The 19718-nt window shown below is 41.5% G+C and carries 19 protein-coding genes and 1 rRNA gene; 2 read left to right on the top strand and 18 right to left on the bottom strand.

The annotated features are described in order from the left end of the window. The 4 genes from F602_RS0100420 to F602_RS0100435 all read right to left on the bottom strand — a co-directional run. Positions 1-85: ribosomal RNA gene (locus F602_RS0100420) — 16S ribosomal RNA — on the bottom strand; the annotation flags it as partial. Between the two features lie 353 nt (positions 86-438). Further along, entirely contained in the window at positions 439-981 is a 543-nt protein-coding gene (gene hpf, locus F602_RS0100425; protein ID WP_018166000.1) for a ribosome hibernation-promoting factor, HPF/YfiA family, read from the bottom strand. A 77-nt stretch (positions 982-1058) separates the two neighbouring features. Next, a complete protein-coding gene (locus F602_RS0100430; RefSeq protein WP_018166001.1) occupies positions 1059-1724 on the bottom strand; it encodes a ComF family protein in 666 nt (221 codons plus the stop codon). After that, positions 1717-3006 carry an ATP-dependent helicase ComFA gene (locus F602_RS0100435; RefSeq protein ID WP_018166002.1) on the bottom strand — a complete coding sequence of 430 codons (1290 nt, stop codon included), beginning with the start codon at positions 3004-3006 and terminating at the stop codon, positions 1717-1719. The genes F602_RS0100430 and F602_RS0100435 overlap by 8 nt, the downstream gene beginning before the upstream one ends. A 57-nt stretch (positions 3007-3063) precedes the next feature. On the opposite strand from F602_RS0100435, the gene F602_RS0100440 reads away from it, so the two are divergent. Both F602_RS0100440 and cysK read left to right on the top strand, forming a co-directional pair. Continuing rightward, complete coding sequence (locus F602_RS0100440) at positions 3064-3696, top strand: YigZ family protein (RefSeq protein ID WP_018166003.1); 633 nt, start codon at positions 3064-3066, stop codon at positions 3694-3696. Between the two features lie 89 nt (positions 3697-3785). Then, on the top strand, positions 3786-4730 hold the full coding sequence (gene cysK / locus F602_RS0100445; RefSeq protein ID WP_018166004.1) for a cysteine synthase A: 945 nt from the start codon (positions 3786-3788) through the stop codon (positions 4728-4730). Here cysK and F602_RS0100450 read toward each other — a convergent pair whose 3' ends face one another. The 14 genes from F602_RS0100450 to F602_RS10155 form a co-directional block, all read right to left on the bottom strand. Further along, positions 4731-5099, bottom strand: a complete 369-nt coding sequence (locus F602_RS0100450; RefSeq protein ID WP_018166005.1) for a S1 RNA-binding domain-containing protein — start codon at positions 5097-5099, stop codon at positions 4731-4733. It abuts the gene before it with no gap. A gap of 6 nt (positions 5100-5105) precedes the next feature. After that, complete coding sequence (locus F602_RS0100455; protein WP_018166006.1) at positions 5106-6506, bottom strand: Cof-type HAD-IIB family hydrolase; 1401 nt, start codon at positions 6504-6506, stop codon at positions 5106-5108. Between the two features lie 66 nt (positions 6507-6572). Next, positions 6573-7214, bottom strand: a complete 642-nt coding sequence (locus tag F602_RS0100460; protein WP_018166007.1) for a response regulator transcription factor — start codon at positions 7212-7214, stop codon at positions 6573-6575. Beyond that, positions 7201-8235, bottom strand: coding sequence for an envelope stress sensor histidine kinase LiaS (locus F602_RS0100465; RefSeq protein ID WP_018166008.1), 1035 nt, complete (start codon positions 8233-8235; stop codon positions 7201-7203). The genes F602_RS0100460 and F602_RS0100465 overlap by 14 nt, the downstream gene beginning before the upstream one ends. Further along, positions 8232-8927 (bottom strand): cell wall-active antibiotics response protein LiaF, encoded by a 696-nt coding sequence (gene liaF, locus F602_RS0100470; RefSeq protein WP_018166009.1) that lies wholly within the window; start codon positions 8925-8927, stop codon positions 8232-8234. Before liaF ends, F602_RS0100465 begins: the two co-directional genes overlap by 4 nt. A 166-nt stretch (positions 8928-9093) precedes the next feature. Then, the gene (pknB, locus tag F602_RS0100475; protein ID WP_018166010.1) at positions 9094-11043 is read right to left on the bottom strand and encodes a Stk1 family PASTA domain-containing Ser/Thr kinase; all 1950 of its coding nucleotides are present in this window, start codon (positions 11041-11043) and stop codon (positions 9094-9096) included. Between the two features lie 3 nt (positions 11044-11046). Beyond that, on the bottom strand, positions 11047-11781 hold the full coding sequence (locus F602_RS0100480; RefSeq protein WP_018166011.1) for a Stp1/IreP family PP2C-type Ser/Thr phosphatase: 735 nt from the start codon (positions 11779-11781) through the stop codon (positions 11047-11049). Positions 11782-11817: 36 nt separating this feature from the next. Further along, positions 11818-13119 (bottom strand): 16S rRNA (cytosine(967)-C(5))-methyltransferase RsmB, encoded by a 1302-nt coding sequence (gene rsmB / locus F602_RS0100485; RefSeq protein WP_425423225.1) that lies wholly within the window; start codon positions 13117-13119, stop codon positions 11818-11820. Position 13120: 1 nt separating this feature from the next. Then, on the bottom strand, positions 13121-14056 hold the full coding sequence (gene fmt / locus F602_RS0100490; RefSeq protein ID WP_018166013.1) for a methionyl-tRNA formyltransferase: 936 nt from the start codon (positions 14054-14056) through the stop codon (positions 13121-13123). Between the two features lie 217 nt (positions 14057-14273). Then, the gene (locus F602_RS0100500; RefSeq protein WP_018166015.1) at positions 14274-14873 is read right to left on the bottom strand and encodes a Type 1 glutamine amidotransferase-like domain-containing protein; all 600 of its coding nucleotides are present in this window, start codon (positions 14871-14873) and stop codon (positions 14274-14276) included. A 73-nt stretch (positions 14874-14946) separates the two neighbouring features. Further along, a complete protein-coding gene (locus tag F602_RS0100505; RefSeq protein ID WP_018166016.1) occupies positions 14947-17328 on the bottom strand; it encodes a primosomal protein N' in 2382 nt (793 codons plus the stop codon). 153 nt (positions 17329-17481) lie between these two features. Further along, the gene (rpoZ, locus tag F602_RS0100510; RefSeq protein WP_018166017.1) at positions 17482-17796 is read right to left on the bottom strand and encodes a DNA-directed RNA polymerase subunit omega; all 315 of its coding nucleotides are present in this window, start codon (positions 17794-17796) and stop codon (positions 17482-17484) included. 27 nt (positions 17797-17823) lie between these two features. Continuing rightward, positions 17824-18450 (bottom strand): guanylate kinase, encoded by a 627-nt coding sequence (gene gmk, locus F602_RS0100515; protein ID WP_018166018.1) that lies wholly within the window; start codon positions 18448-18450, stop codon positions 17824-17826. 437 nt (positions 18451-18887) lie between these two features. Then, positions 18888-19718: SpaA isopeptide-forming pilin-related protein (locus F602_RS10155; RefSeq protein WP_156801824.1), on the bottom strand; the 831-nt coding region annotated here is incomplete at its 5' end.

A 19718-nucleotide genomic window follows, 5' to 3' on the forward strand; every position in this document is an offset into this window, starting at 1 on the left:
CTCCGGTGAAATCAATGCGTTCCACTTGCATGTATTAGGCACGCCGCCAGCGTTCGTCCTGAGCCAGGATCAAACTCTCATTAAAAAGTTGATTCAAACTCAAGCTATCACTAGCTTTCCGTTTTATTGTTTTTGTTCATTGACGATTCATAGTAATTTATGAATCACCCTGCACGTTTGGTTTGTCTTCTTTAATTTTCAAAGGTCTTACTCTTGCCTGCCTCTCTCGGCGACAACTATATCATTCTATCATACCTCTATCAACTTGTCAATAGATAATGTGATTTTTTTTAAAAAATTTATTAAGTGATATTGTTGTCTGATTTTTTTGAGACAGCTTTTATACTATATCAGATTATAAGAGGAACTGTCAAGTATTTTTGAAAAAAATTATAATAAATGAAAAAACCACAAGATTTACTTGTGGTTTGTAGATTCTTATTGACGTACTTCCAACAAACCGAGGTCACCTTCTTCACGTTTGTAGAGGACATTTGTTGCACCATCTTTGGCATCTGTATAAATGAAGAAATCATGCCCAAGAAGTTCAAGCTGAAGAACTGCTTCTTCTAAATCCATCGGTTTCAGATCTACTTGTTTGGTACGAACAACTTTTACTTCTTCTCCTGCTTGCTCTACTAAATCTGCGGTAAAGATTTGCCCAGTAGCAACTTTTTGGCGGTTTTTCTTTTCAATCTTAGTCTTGTTGCGGCGAATCTGGCGTTCAATCTTATCTACAACTAGATCGATAGACCCATACATATCTTGCGAAACATCTTCAGCACGCAAGGTGATAGAACCTAATGGAATTGTTACTTCTACTTTGGATGTCTTTTCGCGATAAACTTTTAAGTTTACTTTTGCACTCAGCTCTTGGTTATCGTTGAAATATTTTTCAATTTTGGCTACCTTTTCTTCAACGTAAGAACGCAGAGCATCTGTCACTTCGAGGTTTTCTCCACGAATACTAAATTTAATCATAATAAGTACCTCTTTCTTGGCTTTCGCCTTTGTTCACTCTTATTATACCACTAAAAACTTTTTTTGCAACCGTTTTCTTATCGTGAAATTGAAAAACTTTTGATTGTTTTCGCTCCTTTTTTCATTAAAACTGCTTTAGCAAGCTGGATTGTAGCACCTGTAGTGTAAATATCATCTACTAAAATTATTTTTTCTGGAATTGAAATATGTTGTTCCAGATAAAAACTTTGTAAGGTTTTGAGACGCTCATTTTTGGTTTTTTCTGATTGTTTTTGACTGTGGTATTTTTTTAGAATTGGATGGTATGATATATCTGCTGCATCTAAGAAACCAATCACTTGATTAAATCCACGTTCTTCATAGCGCTCGTGACTGATTGGAATGGGGACAATGGTATAATCTAAATATTCTGATAGAGCTAGTTTAACTTCCTTGGCAAAAACTTTCCTTAAACAATAATCCCCGTGAAATTTATAGAGACTGAAATATTCCTTCATCTTATCGTTGTAATGATATAGTGCTTGATGTTCAACATCTTTTCCCTGTTCTTGCCAATAGCAACAATCTGAGCAAGGTGAGACATGACTTTTTTTGCAACAGAATTGGCAGACTGACCCAGTAATGGGTTCATATTGCGCTTCACAGCTTTGACAAAGAGAAGGAACTTTCTTTTTTAGTAGAAAAATGTCTGAGAAGAGTTGACGCTTCTGGCTCATTTCTTGGCATAAAAGACATTTAAACATACCCTGCCTCCTCATTCATTGATTTAATTTCTCTGATAGCTTTCTCAATAGCACGGTTACTTCCTTCTATAAAGAATAGCAACTCTCCTGTGGGTCGTTCCATACTTCGCCCAACTCGACCACCAATCTGAATCAAAGACGATGACGTATAGAGACGATGATTGGCCTGAACTACCATAACATCAACACAAGGGAAGGTCACCCCACGCTCTAAAATAGTAGTAGATACTAGGATGGTCACCTCTTTATCTCGGAACTTTTGAACAAGTTCCAAACGATTCGCTGTTTGACTAGAAACAAAACCGATGACTTCTTTTGGATATGATTTTTCAAGTATTGATGCTAATTGTTGACCAGTTTTAATCTCTGGAGCAAAGATTAGGAGAGGAAAACCTGTCTGCCTTTGTCTGGTAATGTGTTTTTTCAAAGTTCTGGGTAACTGGTTCTGTTTTAGTTTCTTCTCAAATTTGTCTAACCATACTTTTTGGGGTACCACTAAAGGATTTCCATGAAATCGTCTAGGTAAGCTGAGGCGCTGTAAACTTCCCTCTTTGACTTTTTTATCCAACTCATCGGTAGAAGTTGCCGTCAAAAAGAGCTGTAATCCATCTTCTTTTGTTGCTTGATTTACAGCATGGTAGAGCATAGGATTATCAACATAAGGAAATGCATCTACCTCATCAATAATAAGAAGGTCAAAGGCATGGTAAAACTTGAGCAGCTGATGAGTAGTCGCAATAACTAATGGTGTCCGACAGTAAGGTTGAGACTCTCCATGTAGCAAGGCAACTGGACAAGCAAAATCTTGAACGAGGCGTTTATGCAACTCGATACAGACATCAATCCGTGGTGTAGCAATGCAAACGGCTCCACCGTTCTGGATTACTTTATCTACCACGGCATACATCATTTCAGTTTTTCCGGCACCTGTAACCGCGTGGACCAAGGTAGATTGATTATCATCTACTGCCTGACAAAGAGCCTGAGAAATCTGTTTCTGATAAGAAGTTAATTGCCCATGCCAGTTAAGAGAGTTTTGTCCGGGAAACTGTTGTTGAGGAAAATAATATAAAGCCTGGTCCGAACGCACGCGCCCAAGTAGGAGACACTCTCTACAATAATAAGCTCCATCTGGTAGTTTGTGGTCATCTAGATAAGGAGACGCGCAGCGTGGACAGACTGTTGGGTCTGTAATGGGAAATACTCGTGCCAACTGTCGTTCCTCTGCTTTCAACTGGTGCTTGGTAAACAATCTTCCATAGTAATTTTGTAATTGATTCATCACTTATTCATTCGTAAAAAACTTGCGAAGCTAGGAAAAAATTAGTAGAATCAAGCTATGAAAGAATATGTGACAATTAAACAAGACGGTAGAGTTGAAGAGGAAATCAAGAAATCACGCTTTATTTGCCATGTCAAACGGGTCAAAACGGAAGAGGAAGCTAGAAACTTTATCAACAGTATCAAAAAGGAACATCACAAGGCAAACCACAACTGCTCCTGCTTCATTCTGGGTGAAAGCGCAGAAATAAAGCGTTCCTCAGATGATGGCGAACCCTCTGGGACTGCTGGAATTCCCATGCTGACTGTTTTAGAAAATCATAGATTGACCAATACTGTCGTCGTGGTTACCCGCTATTTTGGAGGTATCAAGTTGGGAGCAGGCGGACTCATTCGAGCTTATGCAGGCAGTGTATCTCGGGCTATTGAAGAAATAGGGAAAGTCTTCATCAAAGAGCAGGAAGGTATCTCTATCCGTTTAAGTTATGCTCAATATCAAGAATTTGCTAACTGGCGTAACAAGCATGGCTTGGAAGAATACGATACATTATTTTTAACAGATATCCAGACAACCATCTACACAGATAAAGAGCAAGTTAAAGGAATCCTAACTGATTTGGAAGACTTTTACCGTGGAAAAGTTGACGCGCAAACAGCTGGAAATCGGATTGTGGAACTACCTCTGCATTAGTAAATGCCTATCGCGATGATAGGTTATTTATATTTTACAAAGTTTCTTAAGGAGAGTATACTGTAAGAAATAGAAAACGGAGGTGCTGTATGGCTATTTATAACAATATCACTGAACTAGTCGGAAAAACTCCAATCGTAAAACTAAATCGAGTTGTTCCAGAAGGGGCAGCGGATGTGTATGTTAAACTGGAATCTTTCAATCCTGGCTCTTCTGTCAAAGATCGAATTGCATTGGCCATGATTGAGGCAGCGGAAAAGGCAGGAATTATCAAACCAGGTGATACTATTGTGGAGCCAACCAGTGGAAACACAGGTATCGGTTTAGCGTGGATAGGTAGTGCGAAGGGGTATAAGGTTATCATCGTCATGCCTGAAACAATGTCCATTGAACGCCGAAAAATCATCCAAGCCTATGGGGCAGAGTTAGTTTTAACTCCTGGTAGCGAAGGCATGAAGGGAGCCATTGCTAAGGCAAATGAAATTGCAACTAAGAAAGGAGCTTTTCTTCCTTTGCAGTTTAATAATCCAGCTAACCCTGCTATTCATGAATCAACAACTGGAGTGGAAATTTTAGAGGCCTTTGGAAATACCGGCCTAGATGCCTTTGTCTCCGGTGTTGGAACAGGCGGGACTATATCAGGTGTTTCTCACACCTTGAAAAAAGCCAATCCGTCGGTAAAAATCTACGCGGTAGAGGCAGATGAATCTGCTGTTCTTTCTGGTGAAAAGCCTGGCCCGCACAAGATTCAAGGGATCTCAGCTGGCTTTATCCCCGAGACATTAGATACCAAATCCTATGATGGGATTATCCGTGTGACAAGCGATGATGCTATTTTAACAGGACGTAGCATCGGAGCTAAGGAAGGGTTCTTGGTGGGAATCTCATCAGGTGCTGCTATCCATGCTGCTATCCAAGTTGCTAGAGAATTAGGAGTTGGTAAAAAAGTACTAGCTATCTTGCCTGATAATGGAGAGCGTTACTTGTCTACAATATTGTATAATTTTGAACCATTTGAAAAAGAGGGGAACTAATTAGTTCTCCTCTTTCTTGTCCTTTAAAAATTCTTTGGCTTCACTGATCCAGTGAGGTAACTGTTTTCCTAAGGGAGCGAATCCAATCTTATTGCGCTCATTGGTAAAGCGATGACGGCGTGGAATAGCCTGTTTCTCTTCTTCCAATGTTCGTAAGGATAAGCTGGCCTTTCCAGTAAATTCATCATAATCTACCACCTGAACCAACACCTTTTGACCAACCTTTAAAATATCATGGATGTTTTCAACAAAGCCTGTCTTGATTTCTGAAATATGGATCAAACCTCTGGTTTGATTTTCCAGTTCCACAAATGCTCCATAGGGCTGAATACCTGTGATTACTCCCTGAATTTTATCTCCGATTTTCATCTATGCTTAATCCTCAATGTCAATGCCTAAAATGACAACATCTTCTAGCGGTTTATCCTGAGCTCCCGTTTCAACTGCAGCAATCTCATCTAAAGTTTGGTAGGAAGCCTCATCCATGAGATGACCAAAAACAGTATGACGCTGATCTAGGTGAGGAGTGCCTCCTTGTTCCGCATAAAGAGCCGCAATCGGAGCTGGCCAACCACCGCGTTCTAATTCTTTCGCAGCATAAGGAAGTTTGCTATTTTGTACAATGAAGAACTGGCTACCGTTGGTATTTGGTCCAGCATTGGCCATAGAGAGAGCACCACGAAGATTGAAAACTTCCATCGAAAATTCATCTTCAAAACGGTCGCCATAGATAGAGCTACCACCCATACCAGTACCTGTAGGATCGCCACCTTGAATCATAAAATCCTGAATAATGCGGTGGAAAATAACTCCATCATAGTAACCATCTTTAGCAAGAGCCACAAAATTAGCAACTGTTTTGGGCGCATGGTTAGGGAAAAGTTTAATTTTCAAGTCCCCGTGATTTGTTTTGATGGTCGCTACAGGACCTTCAACACTTGTCAGTTCTGTTTGCGGAAAGTGTAATTCTTTTTCTACCAAACCTAGTTCCTCCAAGGCATACAATATGCCATCTTCTTCTACTGTTTTTGTTACAAAATCTGCCTTATTTTTCAGGGCTTCGTCTCCATTCCCCATGGCAACAGACAAGCCTGCGTAATCAAAGAGCTCCATATCATTGGGTCCATCACCAAAAACGAGGACATTTTCAGGTTCCAATCCTAATTTTTCCAAAATATGGGCTACACCAGAGGCCTTTGAAATACCATTTTTAATCACATCCGAGGAATTGGGATGCCAGCGAACGAGACGAACATCCTTTAACAATTCATCTGACAATTGAAGAATATCTCCTTGGTCTTCGAAGGTCCACATGTGATAAACAGCTGAATGTTTATAAAAGTCAGGTTCTACATCACACTGACCGTAGACTGGACTAATAGCGTTATCAACCAGATCGACTCGCTTTGAAACAGCTGGTTTTTGCCCACCGGCAAATCCAAATTCGATGCCCACATCATGACACCAGGCAACATATTTTTCAATAACTTCGACAGGTAAGGCATCCGTGTATATCTCCTGTCCTTTGCTATCTACCACATAGGCACCGTTGATGGTGACAAAATAATCTGGCTGTAGGACCTTTATTTCAGGAACAACGCCATAGAGGGCTCTACCAGATGCAAGACCTGTAATAATACCTTTTTTCTTTAAGGCTACGAAAACTTTCTTGATAGACTCTGGCATATAGCCTGTATCTTTGATGCGCAGAGTATCATCAATATCAAAGAAAATAGCTTTGATTTTTTTAGCTTTGTACTTTGTTTTTACGTCCATTGCTCTCCTAATTTCCTTCTATTGTTCTAATCCAGATGGTAGGCTATCATCCCAAACATTATATCATTATTCTTCATCCTGTGCTACCAAGCCATGTTGGAAAGCATAGACAACTGCTTGGGTACGGTCGCTAACCTGTAACTTGGATAGGATATTGGAAACGTGGGTTTTTACTGTTTTGAGGGAAATGTACGATTCATCAGCAATTCGTTGGTTGTCATATCCTTTGGCCAAAAGGGACAAGATATCACGTTCCCGAGCTGTCAAATCTTCGTGCAAAGCTGGGTTGTTGCGATAGTCTTCCACCTTCTTTTCGACTTCTGTTTCAATGGCTAGCTGACCTTTGGCAACCTTGCGAATAGCAGCCAAAATTTCCTCTGCACTGGAAGTTTTGAGCATATAGCCCTTGGCACCGGCTTCTAGGACTGGATAGATTTTTTCATTATCAAGATAAGAGGTTAGAATCACAATTTTCGCTTCCTTCCATTCCTTTAGGATAGCTAGTGTTGCTTCTACACCGGTCATTTTAGGCATGACTAAATCCATAACAATCACATCTGGTTTCAAAGCCAAGGCCTTCTCAAGTCCCTCTTCACCATCATCTGCCTCTGCAACGACCTCCACATCTTCATGTAAATTTAAAAAACTTTTCAAACCTAGGCGAACCATCTCGTGATCATCCACTAGCATTATATTAATTTTCGACATAATCGTCTCCTTCTTCTGAGGTACTTTCCTCTTCCCTTCCATGCAAGAGAGGAATACGGATATCTATGGCCACACCCTTATTAGGAGCCGTTCTGATTTTTAGGGTGCCAGCTAGATCTTCTACCCGTTCTTGGATATTGGCTAAACCGTAGCTAAGTTCCTGATCTTCATCTTGCACAAAACCAACGCCATCATCTGCCATCTTGAGTTGTAACTCTGTCTCGGACTGCATCAGATAAACATCTAAATGTTTTGCATGGGCATGACGTAGAGTGTTGCTGACAATCTCTTGGCCAATCCGAAAGAGATGCTCCTCCACTAATTTTGGCAAGTCGCGCACTTCATGCTTGAATTGAACTGCTACTGAACTCTTGTCGCTCACTTCTTTTAGAATTAGTTCAAATCCTTCTACTAGGCTCTTCCCATCCAACTCACTAGGTCTCAAATGCAATAAGAGAATCCGCAGATCACGCTGGGCGGTCTCAATCATTTGTTTGACTGTCTGGAGTTGTTGACTCAAATTTTCTGATGAAATATGAGCTAGATTGCTCGTTAAACCGGATAAAATCATGCTCGTTGCAAATAATTCTTGGCTGACCGTATCATGCAAGTCTCTCGCAATCCGCCTGCGTTCACTCTCGACAATTTCTTCACGTTTGACCAAGTCCTGATTGTCAATCATCTGCACTTGCCTTGTCAAACTGATTACTTTTTCTGATAACTGCAGTAACAGTTGGTCTTCATCAGCTGTTGCTCGAATGCTCTTATTTTTTAAAATCATACGGAGGTTTTGACGCAAGCTTTGTGTGGCTAAGAGATTGGAAGTCTGAACCAAAACGATGAGAAAGAAGGTCAAAATAACAATCAGCAAAACAAGGGTAAAAATCAGTTGCTCTGTTGAAATCCAAAGTGTAATGTCTAGGACAGAATAGTTGAGAAGAGGTAAGATTGCAGCTAGAACCACAAAAACCATGACGGTTGCATACCAAGCCAGAAGAAAGACTGTACTTTTCTTTATCATACGCGAATCACCTCCACATCACCAAAGAGGCAATTAACGACTATCTTGACTCGTTTGTGGGACTCTTTGTAGCCTGGACTAGAAATCGAGAAACTTTCATTTCGTAAATCCCAAAAAGAAAGGTTTAAAAAACGAACTCGACCGTAGAGGCTAGAGGCTGACAAAAAAACTTCAACATCGATAGGAACCAATACCTTCGTACGACCGAAAGTCTTACGAATCACAACAATATTGTCACGACCAACAAGTACTCCTTTATCTAAGTCCACAATATCATTGCCAAAAAGCCGGATAATATTGATGTCCTCAAATCCATATTGGTCCTTGGTATGATCCTGATTGCCAAACCACTGGGTTTTCTCACGTCTTGCTTCTAAAGACTGATTGTCAAGGAGGATGTGGGTATATTGATTTTTCTTTTCATAGCGAGAAAAGAAGTTAATAATCATATAGACCGATATCAACAGCATACCAAATATAAAATAAGGATTCAGCATAAAAACCATGAAAATGAGTCCGCTAGAGCTGACCAGAAGGAAGTCAACGCCTTTGCCCCCTATCAGATAACGAATCAGCAACAAAAGCACGGCAAAGAGGAGGATAGCACGTGCTCCCTCATTGGCTAAGATATCAAAGAACGCCATCGTAAAAATGACTGTTTCAAGCAGAATAAAAAACTGTACTTTCTTCATGTACGAATCCTTTCCTACCTATTGTACCAAATTTTAAACTTTTTTCCTCATACTGGAGTAGTAAAAGCTAAGAGACTTTTCCATATAACGTTCAGATAGCTATGACACTAATAAAAACAGTATTGAAAAATGCCCAAGGCTTAGTTTGCCTCGGACATTTCCTTACCTAATTTCCTGATGAAGTCGTAGTTTCATTTGCCGGTGTATCCTGGTTGCCGTTGGAAGCAACAGATACATAGAGGGTAACCGTTCCTTCTATTTTGCTACCTGCGGCTGGATATTGGCTAATGACCAAATCTCCAATCGCACTAGAGCGGGAAGCATCTTCCACTTTTTCGATACTGGAGACAGAGACTCCCAATGCTTGCAATTGTCTTCTGGCTTCAGCATAGCTCACACGCATATAGCCAAAGTCCGGCATGATAATCGCAGCACCTTTGGATACCTGAAGATTAACTGTAGAATGTTTGGATAGTTGAGTGCCAATCACTGGATCTGTAGAGATGACTAAACCTGCTGCCAAGTCATCACTATATGCTTCTGTCACTTCACCTACTTTAAATCCTGCAGACTCTAATTCTGCCTTAGCGGCATCTAATTTTTTGCCCTTCACATCCGGAATAGTGAGTAGTTCAGCTCCTTTTGAGACTACAATAGCAACACTACTTCCTTTGGCTTTTGAGCTATTGGCAGGCGGATTAGTGGAAATGACCAGACCAGCTGCTTGGTCGTCACTATGTTCTTCTGTTACAGTACCAACCTTAAATCCTGCAGCTTCTATTTCTGCCTTAGCAACAGCCAGTTCCTTTCCTGCTACATTAGGAATCTGTGCCACTTCCTTCATCGCAATCACAATGTTGACCTTACTTCCCTCACGCTTTGAGGTGTTAGCCGCTGGATCTGTCCGAAGGACCGTTCCTTCTCCTACCTCAGAAGAAGCTTCTTCTGAAACTGTCCCCACAACAAGTCCAGCTGTCTCTATCTTTTGGGTAGCTACTTCAAGAGTGTCTCCTTTTACATCAGGTACCATGACAGTATCCGGTGTATTGAAAAACATGGCGGTAATAGCAGCTAAAATCAGGAACAGAGCACCAATAAGGACCTTATAACGCGTTCGCATTTTTCTCTTTGGCTTGATTGTTTTGGTATTAGTAGGTGGAGGTGTTACTTTTTTATTTTCCATTTTAACTGGCGGTCGTTTGGATTCTGGTGTAACCTGGGCTAATTTTGGAAGGGTCTTGGTATCCACCTTGTTGTCTGTTAAGATAACCCGTTTTTCGTTGCGGCGATCAGATGAGAGAGCAGAAGCTAAATCTGTATACATTTCCGCAACTGTTCTGTAGCGGTCTGTAAGTTTTTTCGCAGTCGCTCGCAGAACAATATTTTCCAACGCTTGGGGAACCTGTGGATTGCTTTCTCTAACAGAAGGTAGGGGTTGCTGAAAATGTTGAAGGGCAATCGTTACTGCACTATCCCCATCGTAGGGAATGCGCCCCGTCAGCATTTCAAAGAGGATAATCCCCATGGCATAGATATCACTCTGCACTGTAGCCTTAGAACCACGCGCTTGTTCAGGTGAGAGATAATGAACGGAACCAAGCATAGAATTTGTTTGCGTCAAACTTGTCTCTGCAAAAGCAACCGCAATCCCAAAATCTGTGACCTTAGCTGTTCCATCTTTGGTTAAAAGGACATTTTGTGGCTTCAAATCACGGTGAACAATCCCCCTTGTGTGGGCCATCCGCATGGCTAACAGGATTTGTCCCATAATCCGAACAGCATCATGATTAGAGAGAGGCGCATTTTCCTTGATGTAGCGTTTCAAATCCACACCATCCACATACTCCATGGCCAAGTATTGTTGTCCATCTTCTTCGCCAATGTCCGAGATACGGACAATATTAGGATGATCGAGTTCTGCCATAGCTTTTGCTTCCCGTTGGAAACGCTGAACAGCTATCTGGTCTGTCTGATAATTAGTCCGAAGTACCTTCACAGCTACTTCTTCACCATCTAATATTAAATCCTTGGCCAGATAGACATCCGCCATCCCACCGCGGCCAATTTGTCGAATGACTCGGTAGCGATCTGCAAATATCTTTCCTATTTGAATCATGGATTAGCCCTCCTCTGGCAAATAAAGAAGTGCTACGGTAATATTATCTGTTCCTCCTGCATTGTTGGCAAAGCGGATAAGACTTTCTGCCTTGTTTTCAAGTGGAACATCGCTCAATAGGATGTCACGAATATCTTCCTTAGAAACCATATTTGTCAAACCATCACTATTGACCAATACGTAGTCACCAGGCTCTAGGGTTTTGATTGCGATATCTGCTTCAACTGGATCATGCTGTCCAATAGACTGAGTAATGATGTTCTTTTGTGGGTGAAGACGGGCCTCTTCTTCTGATAGTTGGCCTGCGCGTACCAGTGCTCCGACTAAGGAGTGGTCGCTTGTCAGCTGACTGTACTCACCATCACGAACTAGACCGATACGAGAATCACCAACATGGGCGTAAATCATCTGCTGGTCTATCACAACAACTGCTTCGAGAGTTGTTCCCATTCCCTTGTATTCATCTGTTTGACCTAATTGGTAGATTTTTTTATTTTCTTCTTCCAAAACCCCAACCATCCACTCGCGGACATCATTAAGGGTATGGAGTTGAGTATCTACCCAGCTGGCACCTAGGTCGGTTGCTGTCATTTCACTGGCAATGTGACCCGCTCGATGACCACCCATCCCATCGGCTAAGACAATTAAATCAATACCTGCCCGATTGGTATAGCGGTTCACGTAGTCTTGGTTGTTGGAACGTTTTTGTCCAACATCTGTTAATAGTGCAATTTCCATGTATGTGTCGCTGACGAAGCAGCTTCCTCCTCTAATCTAAGATTTTCTTCTAACTTGACTGATGAAAAAGCCATCTGTCAGATATTGTTCTGGTGTAATGACAATACAACCCTCTTGAACGATATCAGCGCACTGATGTGTCAAGGACACTTGTTCAAAATCTGGATGAGCCTCCAAAAATTTAGCGATGACTTCCTGATTTTCCTTGCGCACAATAGTGCAGGTACTATAGGTTATTATACCACCTTTTTTAAGAGTTTGGCAAACGCTATCCAAGATGGACAATTGGATTTTTTGCAATTGTTCAAAATCTGCCGTCTCCTTGTTGTATTTGATATCTGGCTTGCGTCTGATGAGACCGATACCCGAACAAGGAGCATCTACTAGAATCTTATCAAATCGGTTTTCTCCAAAGACTTCACCTACCCGACGTGCATCTAGCTTCTGGGTCTTGATTTGTTTATTCACCCCTAGACGTTGAGCATTCTCTTCAATCAGCTTCAACTTATGATCATAAAGATCCAAAGCCGTCACTTGGCCAGTTGTCAAATAAGACGCAATATGACAAGTCTTACCACCCGGTGCTGCACAGGCATCCAAAACTTCTTCCCATCCTTCCAGCTGTAAACTCGGAGCTACCAATTGGCTGGTTTCGTCTTGGATGGTAATCAGCCCTTCTTTGAAAGCACGACTAGTAGCAAAATGACCACTGGACTTGACCAAACCAACAGATGAAATCGGAGACTTCTCAGCACCGAGTGCCTGAGCTATCTCCTCCATGTTTGACAGATCCGTCACTCGAACACTGGCCTTATTGCGAATAAAGAGGCTAGCTAGAATCGCTTCTGCTCGTTCATGGCCATATTCCTCAATCAGGGTTGTAACCAACCATACAGGAGCTGAATATTGAACGGAGAGTCGCTTATTTTTTCGTTTGATAGCTGATATAGCTGGCAGGGGCTTATTCAAGAAAGATCGTAACACTGCATTAACAAACTTATCTGCTCCTCGTCCTCGTTTAGCAAGATTGACTGCCTCATTGACGACTGCATGATTTGGAATCTTATCCAGATAGAGAATTTGGTAAAGACTCAGCATGAGCAACTGATAGACCCAGCTGTCCAATTGGTCCCTATCCTTGATTTCGTGAGCCAAATACCATTCTAAAGTGATTTTGCGGGCTACGGTTCCATAAACCAACTCTGTCACTAAAGCCTTATCCGCATCCGAAAGCCGACTAGCTTGCAATTTTTTGTTTAGAGCAATATTGGAGTAAGCTCCATTTTCAACGATTTCTTGCAGCACCTTAAGCGCCACTGCACGAGCTGATTCTTGCATGTTATTGACCAAAATTATCACCTACTTGCACATCACGACCAGCCCCATTGAGAAAATCAGAAATGCCCATCTTTGGCTTACCGGCTGGCTGAACAGTTTTTAAGGACAGAGCACCTTGCCCTGTTCCAACAATCAACTCTTTCTTCGTACGGACCAAGACCTGACCAGGAGAACCATCTCCTTCAGCTAGACTAACCTCATAGATCTTGAAACGCTGTCCTTGCCAAAGGGTATGAGCGACTGGCCAAGGATACATACCTCGAACCTGATTAAAGAGAGCACGAGCTGATTTATTCCAGTCTAGCCGCTCTTCTTCTGGGCGAATATTGGGTGAAAAACTAACTTGACTTTCATCCTGTGGAATTGGAATCAGCTCACCAGATACATAATCTGGTAGACTCCTGAGCAACAAATCACGCCCCACCAAAGCCAATTTCCCAAAAAGTGTTCCAACATTGTCGCTCTCTTCAATAGGGATGCTGTCACTAGCAATCATATCACCCGCATCCATCTCCTTGACCATTTCCATAATAGTGACACCTGCTCTTTCATCACCATTGATAAGGGCATAATGAATAGGAGCTCCACCACGATATTTGGGTAACAATGAAGCATGTACATTAACTGCAAAATCGACAGAATGAAGTAGCTTGGTCGGTAGAAATTGTCCAAATGCAGCGGTGACAATACCGTCTGCACCCAAGTCCATAATATCTGCCATCTCCTGGCTACCTGAGATCTTTTCAGGTTGATAAATGGGTAAATCATGAGATAGAGCTACTTCCTTAACGGGTGTCATCTGAATTTGGCGCTTGCGACCCACGGCCCGATCAGGCTGAGTCACTACAGCTAAAACGTGATAATGCTCATCCGCTAAGAGTCCTTCCAGAACCGTCGCTGCAAAAGCAGGGGTTCCCATAAAAATAATCTTAATCATCGTTCCCTCGTTCTACTTTATATCTTATAATTATACCATTTTTACTACTAAATTCCTTAAGAGGAGGTTCCAAGTAATTGTAAAGAAAATGAAAGAATGGATTATTCATCATGAAGGCTAGCTCACTCCTTGTGACGAACGATATTGCATCAAAAAAATGATTAGACTTGGTCTAATCACCTTTTAATTGCTGAAACATGGATAAATGAACAGTTTCCTAGATGCTCAACTCTAATCGTGCTCTGTTTTCAACTAACACGGCTTGCGAATTTGTCAACGCACATATATCCAACTGCGGATACTTAGCTAGAATGTGTTGAGAGCTCTGTTCAAAAGGAGGGCATAAATGGTGAGGTACGACATAAAAATCAATCAGCCCTAAACCTGAGTAAGACACTTGAGAATAGTCTTTAGGAACCTCATCCATGGGCGTAATATAGGACAAGTCTTTTGCGCAAATGATGGCTCCCGCTGATTCTCCTACATAGCATTTCCCTTCACTGACATGCTTCTTCACTAATTCATCTACCCCTGTTTTTTTCAGCTGATCGATTAAGAAAAATGTATTTCCACCAGTAAAGTACACAATATCTGCTTCTGCAAAAGCGCTACGAATAATCTCTATCGGAGTGGTTGAAATTTCAACTTCAGATAGGGTTGTATGCATGTCCTCCCACAAGCGACGTGCTGAACCAACATACCCCTTGTATGCCTCATTTATAGAAGCTGTCGGTATAAACAGAACCTTTTTTCCTGCTACCTTATCTTTTAGTAAACTTCCTACTTCTGCAAAATGTGAGCACAAAAATAAACTCATCTCATTTTCCTCATTCCTATTTCTTTTTACGATCGTATATTTCTATCTTAGCATAAAAAGCGTTCAAAGTAGCTTACATGATATTTTGTGGTTCATTATCAATACTCAAACGAAGGTTCTTATTTTCTTTTTCTTGAGACCAGTCCAGAATGGCATTTAGAACCGCTTCCAGTCTGTCTTCCCTACGGTACTTGAGCAAGATTTGATAATGGTAAAGATTGTGAGTTCTTGCAATCGGTTTCGGCGTCGGACCTAATATCTGAATGTTATCTGATAAATTTTCCCGTAAAAAACCAACTATCTCATAAGCTTTTTTGATAGTCAAGTCCTCTGAAGCATGAGATAAAGTCAAACTCACTGTAAAGGTATAGGGAGGGTAAGCCATACTTCTACGAATACTCATTTCATAATTATAAAAACCTTCGTAGTCCTGCTCTCGAGCAAAACGAATGGCATAATGATTTGGATTATAAGTCTGAATCAGAACTTGCCCCGGTTTCTCAGCTCGACCAGATCGACCAGCTACTTGGGTTAACAGTTGGAAGGTCCGCTCAGAAGAGCGAAAATCAGGTAAATTTAAAGCTGTATCTGCATTGAGAACTCCTACTAAGGTCACATTTGGAAAATCCAAGCCCTTGGCTATCATCTGAGTTCCTAGCAAAATATCCGCTTCTCCCTTTCCAAAAGCTTGAAGCAGTGCCTCGTGAGTGCCTTTTTTACGGGTCGTATCCACATCCATGCGCAAAATCCTGGCATCAGGAAAGAGTTCCTGCAATTCCTGATAAGCTCTTTGCGTACCAGTTCCATAGTAGCGGATAGAAGAACTCGAACAAGATGGACACATCCTAGGAATAGCCTTTTTAAATCCACAATAATGGCACTGCATCGAACGAGTATCCATATGCAAGGTTAATGAAATATCACAGTTGGGACACTCATCAACAGCTCCACAATCCCGACACATGACAAATGAAGAATAACCCCTTCGGTTGAGAAGAAGGACAACCTGCTCGTTTCTTGCCAACGTTTGGCGAATCTTTTCCAATAAAACTGGGGTGTAGTTTCCGTTATCCTGCTGACCTAAGTAATCCCTAAAATCAACGACTTCAACCTGAGGCATCTGGGACTTGGGATTGGCCCGCTGTGTCAGCTGAAGAAGACTATATAGACCTCGACTGGCCCTGGCCCGACTTTCCAAACTTGGAGTTGCAGATCCCAACACCAGAGCAGCCTTATGGTATTCTGCTCGCAACTTTGCTACATCACGTGCATGGTAGCGAGGATTACTCTCCTGCTTATAAGTTGCCTCGTGCTCCTCATCAATGATGATGACTCCGATATTACTTAGAGGGGCAAAAATAGCAGAACGTGCTCCTACTACGACACGAGCATGCCCACTCTCAATCTTTCTCCATTCATCATACTTTTCTCCATCAGACAAACCCGAATGTAGGATTGCAACTTGTTGACCAAAACGAGAGACGAAGCGCCGAGTTACTTGCGGGGTCAGAGAGATCTCAGGTACGAGCATGATAGCCGTTTTCCCCTTTTTCAAGACATCCTCGATAACCTGCAAATAGACTTCTGTCTTACCACTACCCGTCACTCCTTGCAGTAGATAAGTTTGTGCCTCCTGTCCGATTTGCGATAGAATTTCACGCTGAGCAATCTCTTGCTCAGGGTTAAGTTGTAAAGGTTGACTAGCCTTCACTCCGTCGTAAAAGGCTTGCAAACGACTGACTTCTTTCTCCCAAACATCAATCAGCCCCTGCTCTTGGAAAAAACGGATGATGTCGGCGGAATAGTTTTCCCGTAGGTTGGACAGAGGAAATTCGCCCACCTGTCGCAATAACTCTGCCTGCAAGTCTAACCGTTTCTTCGCTCGTGCTGAAAACTCCACCTGCTCTAATTTTTGATGACAAGGACGGTACCACTTTTGGGTCTTGATTTGCTTTTTATCTGTAGCGACATACTGGGAAAGTATGGCACCTTTTTGAATCTGTGTAATAGCCAGAACTTGCTGTGGCCTAGTCAAGTTGGAATAGTAAACCTGCTCAGTAGAACCAAAAATTTGGCTCTCCAAGTCGGCAGACAAGCCCTCTCCTTTTTTTAGCAACTTATCATAAGAGGAATTGAGAAGATTTGGCAGCATCGCCTTGAGGATGGAAATTTTATAAGAAAAAACAGTCTTTCTTATCTGGTCTGCCAACCATAGCTGTTCTTGCGTCAATACAGGAGAAAAATCTAGAACTTCTGCAATATTTTTTAAATCTTCACTAGCTTCCTCCTCTACTAGCCCCACCACAATCCCTTGAATTAGACGATTGCTCTTTCCAAAAGGTACATGAACCCGTACACCGACTTGGACCAAAGAAACTAACTCATCAGAAACAGCATAAGTAAAGGGCTTATCCGTCTGAAAAAGCGGTAAATCCACAATAATTTGAGCCTGCATGTCTCCCTCCTTTCCATAAGGTATTCAGATCTTGAATATTTGTTGAAGATTGATTGGTGATGATAACATCACTTTTTCGCACCCAAACAGAGCGAATAAATACTTCTTTCAAAAACAAACCCAGCCGGAAATCCAACTGAGTTCGCATCTGTCTTAAATTTTCTCGCCTTCTTCTTTTTCTTTGGCAATTTGAGCCTTGATTTTACGCTCTTCTTCCTCACGGCGAAGGCGCTCTTCTTCTGCACGACGACGCACTGCCTCGCGTTTAGCTTCTGGGTCGGGATGGATGACAACATTACCAGCCTCAATCTCTTCTAAAGCACGAAGAGTCGATTTGACAGAAGTAAATTCCTGGGTTGGTTTGGCACCAGCTTCCAGCTCATGTGCACGTTTAGCTTCTAAGATGACTAAGGAATACTTTGATGGAACCTTGTCCAACAAGGTATCAATAGAGGGTTTTAACATCATAATCTTTTTACTCTTTTCTATCCAATCTTAACGGACAATTATTTGCTCATTGATCATCTCATCATAGCGACCAATGACACGATCCACACGGAAATGTTCTGCTTCAATAATTTTCTTGACCCGCTCCGCAGCTAGGGATACTTCATCATTAACAACTGCATAGTCGTATTCACGCATGAGGGCAATCTCTTCTCTAGCCTTGGCAATCCGCTGAGCAATAACCTCTTGACTATCTGTTCCACGACCAACTAGGCGGTCATGTAATTCTTCCAAATCAGGCGGTGTCAGGAAAATAAAGACCCCATCTGGCACTTTTTGTTTGACCTGAAGAGCTCCTTGGACTTCAATCTCCAAAAAGACATCCACTCCTCGATCTAGGGTCTCATTAACATAAGTCAAAGGAGTACCATAGTAATTGCCAACATATTCTGCATATTCTAGCATCTGACCTTGGCGAATCAAATCTTCAAATTCTTCTCTGGAACGGAAAAAATAATCCACTCCATCCACCTCACCAGGACGTTGAGGACGAGTCGTCATAGACACAGAATATTCAAATTTATTGTCAGAGCTTTCAAAAATTTCCTTACGGACAGTTCCTTTGCCAACACCGGATGGGCCAGAAAAGACAATCAGCAATCCACGTTCAGTCATGACATCTCCTTCTCAATCTTTCTCTTTAGTGTAACAAAAAAGCACTGAGATTTCAAGTTTCTATTCGTATGTTTTTTAAGTTGCCTATTGTTATAAAATATATAACTTCATCGAATGGCATTTGATATTCTTAGCCTATCATTAAAGGTATAAAAAACAAGGATTGTTCAACTGATATGATGAAACTTTTTGATAAATAAATCAAACACTTTGTAGAGAAAGACACATCTATAGTAAATATTCTTCCACAAAGCCATGTTATGCCCTTTTTTTATCGATCTGGGCTTTAAAACTGAGATCATCATTCTATGAACAAAGGAAAAGATTTATTTTTACAGAATGTTTCGCTCACTAGAGCTAACAGAGAGTAAAAAAACTTGAGATAGTATCTATCTCAAGTTTTTCAGAATTCCTTATCACTCTTTCATTCTCTGAGGTTATTCAGATTCTTTTGATTTGCGATAAAGTACACTTGCTGCACCCACAACTACCAAGAGGGTAAATCCAATTAGAGTTGTTGTTAAGCCACTCTCTTCACCAGTTTTTGGTAAAGCTTTGCGCTTCTTACCTGGTGAAGGCGGATTTGGTGTTTCAGTTGTTGTAGTTGGTGCGTATTGGTCTGTGATGACCAACTTGCCATCCTTGTATTCAACGGCGTTGCTGTTAGTGTCAAGAACAGTCACTGTACCGTCATAGTTCACTTGGAAAGTAATATCCGTAACTGCCAAGTAACCATTTGGTGCAGCTTCTTCATGGAAGACATACTTACCAGGTTTCAAGTCAATGATCTTAGACTTGCCAGCTTCAGAAGTCCATTCTGCAACTTTGTTCTTCTGTTCATCAAAGATTTGAATCTTCGCACCAGCGATTTCTTCACCACCAAGATTTACTTTAGAGAAAGTAATCTTACGTGGTAGGTCGTCGGTCTTATCAGTAATCGTGATTTTAGCTCCATCAGTAACTACTGTGTTGGATTCACCTTTAGCATCTTTCTCACCGATATTGGTTACAGTGATAGTACCATCATAGTTTACTTGGAAAGTAATATCTGTAACTGCAACGTAACCATTTGGTGCAGCTTCTTCATGGAAGACATACTTACCAGGTTTCAAGTCAATAATCTTAGACTTGCCAGCTTCAGAAGTCCATTCTGCAACTTGGTTCTTCTGCTCATCAAAGATTTGAATCTTCGCACCAGCGATTTCTTCACCACCGAGATTCACTTTAGAGAAGGTAATCTTCTTAGGTGATTCGTCGTATTGGTCTGT

The organism is Streptococcus minor DSM 17118, from assembly GCF_000377005.1.
GTDB lineage: Bacteria > Bacillota > Bacilli > Lactobacillales > Streptococcaceae > Streptococcus > Streptococcus minor.

Bases quoted from the DNA above. Each gene is read 5' to 3' on its own strand.
- hpf (WP_018166000.1), bottom strand. From the start codon at position 981: ATGATTAAATTTAGTATTCGTGGAGAAAACCTCGAAGTGACAGATGCT.
- F602_RS0100430 (WP_018166001.1), bottom strand. From the start codon at position 1,724: ATGTTTAAATGTCTTTTATGCCAAGAAATGAGCCAGAAGCGTCAACTC.
- F602_RS0100435 (WP_018166002.1), bottom strand. From the start codon at position 3,006: ATGAATCAATTACAAAATTACTATGGAAGATTGTTTACCAAGCACCAG.
- F602_RS0100440 (WP_018166003.1), top strand. From the start codon at position 3,064: ATGAAAGAATATGTGACAATTAAACAAGACGGTAGAGTTGAAGAGGAA.
- cysK (WP_018166004.1), top strand. From the start codon at position 3,786: ATGGCTATTTATAACAATATCACTGAACTAGTCGGAAAAACTCCAATC.
- F602_RS0100450 (WP_018166005.1), bottom strand. From the start codon at position 5,099: ATGAAAATCGGAGATAAAATTCAGGGAGTAATCACAGGTATTCAGCCC.
- F602_RS0100455 (WP_018166006.1), bottom strand. From the start codon at position 6,506: ATGGACGTAAAAACAAAGTACAAAGCTAAAAAAATCAAAGCTATTTTC.
- F602_RS0100460 (WP_018166007.1), bottom strand. From the start codon at position 7,214: ATGTCGAAAATTAATATAATGCTAGTGGATGATCACGAGATGGTTCGC.
- F602_RS0100465 (WP_018166008.1), bottom strand. From the start codon at position 8,235: ATGATAAAGAAAAGTACAGTCTTTCTTCTGGCTTGGTATGCAACCGTC.
- liaF (WP_018166009.1), bottom strand. From the start codon at position 8,927: ATGAAGAAAGTACAGTTTTTTATTCTGCTTGAAACAGTCATTTTTACG.
- pknB (WP_018166010.1), bottom strand. From the start codon at position 11,043: ATGATTCAAATAGGAAAGATATTTGCAGATCGCTACCGAGTCATTCGA.
- F602_RS0100480 (WP_018166011.1), bottom strand. From the start codon at position 11,781: ATGGAAATTGCACTATTAACAGATGTTGGACAAAAACGTTCCAACAAC.
- rsmB (WP_425423225.1), bottom strand. From the start codon at position 13,119: ATGCAAGAATCAGCTCGTGCAGTGGCGCTTAAGGTGCTGCAAGAAATC.
- fmt (WP_018166013.1), bottom strand. From the start codon at position 14,056: ATGATTAAGATTATTTTTATGGGAACCCCTGCTTTTGCAGCGACGGTT.
- F602_RS0100500 (WP_018166015.1), bottom strand. From the start codon at position 14,873: ATGAGTTTATTTTTGTGCTCACATTTTGCAGAAGTAGGAAGTTTACTA.
- F602_RS0100505 (WP_018166016.1), bottom strand. From the start codon at position 17,328: ATGCAGGCTCAAATTATTGTGGATTTACCGCTTTTTCAGACGGATAAG.
- rpoZ (WP_018166017.1), bottom strand. From the start codon at position 17,796: ATGATGTTAAAACCCTCTATTGATACCTTGTTGGACAAGGTTCCATCA.
- gmk (WP_018166018.1), bottom strand. From the start codon at position 18,450: ATGACTGAACGTGGATTGCTGATTGTCTTTTCTGGCCCATCCGGTGTT.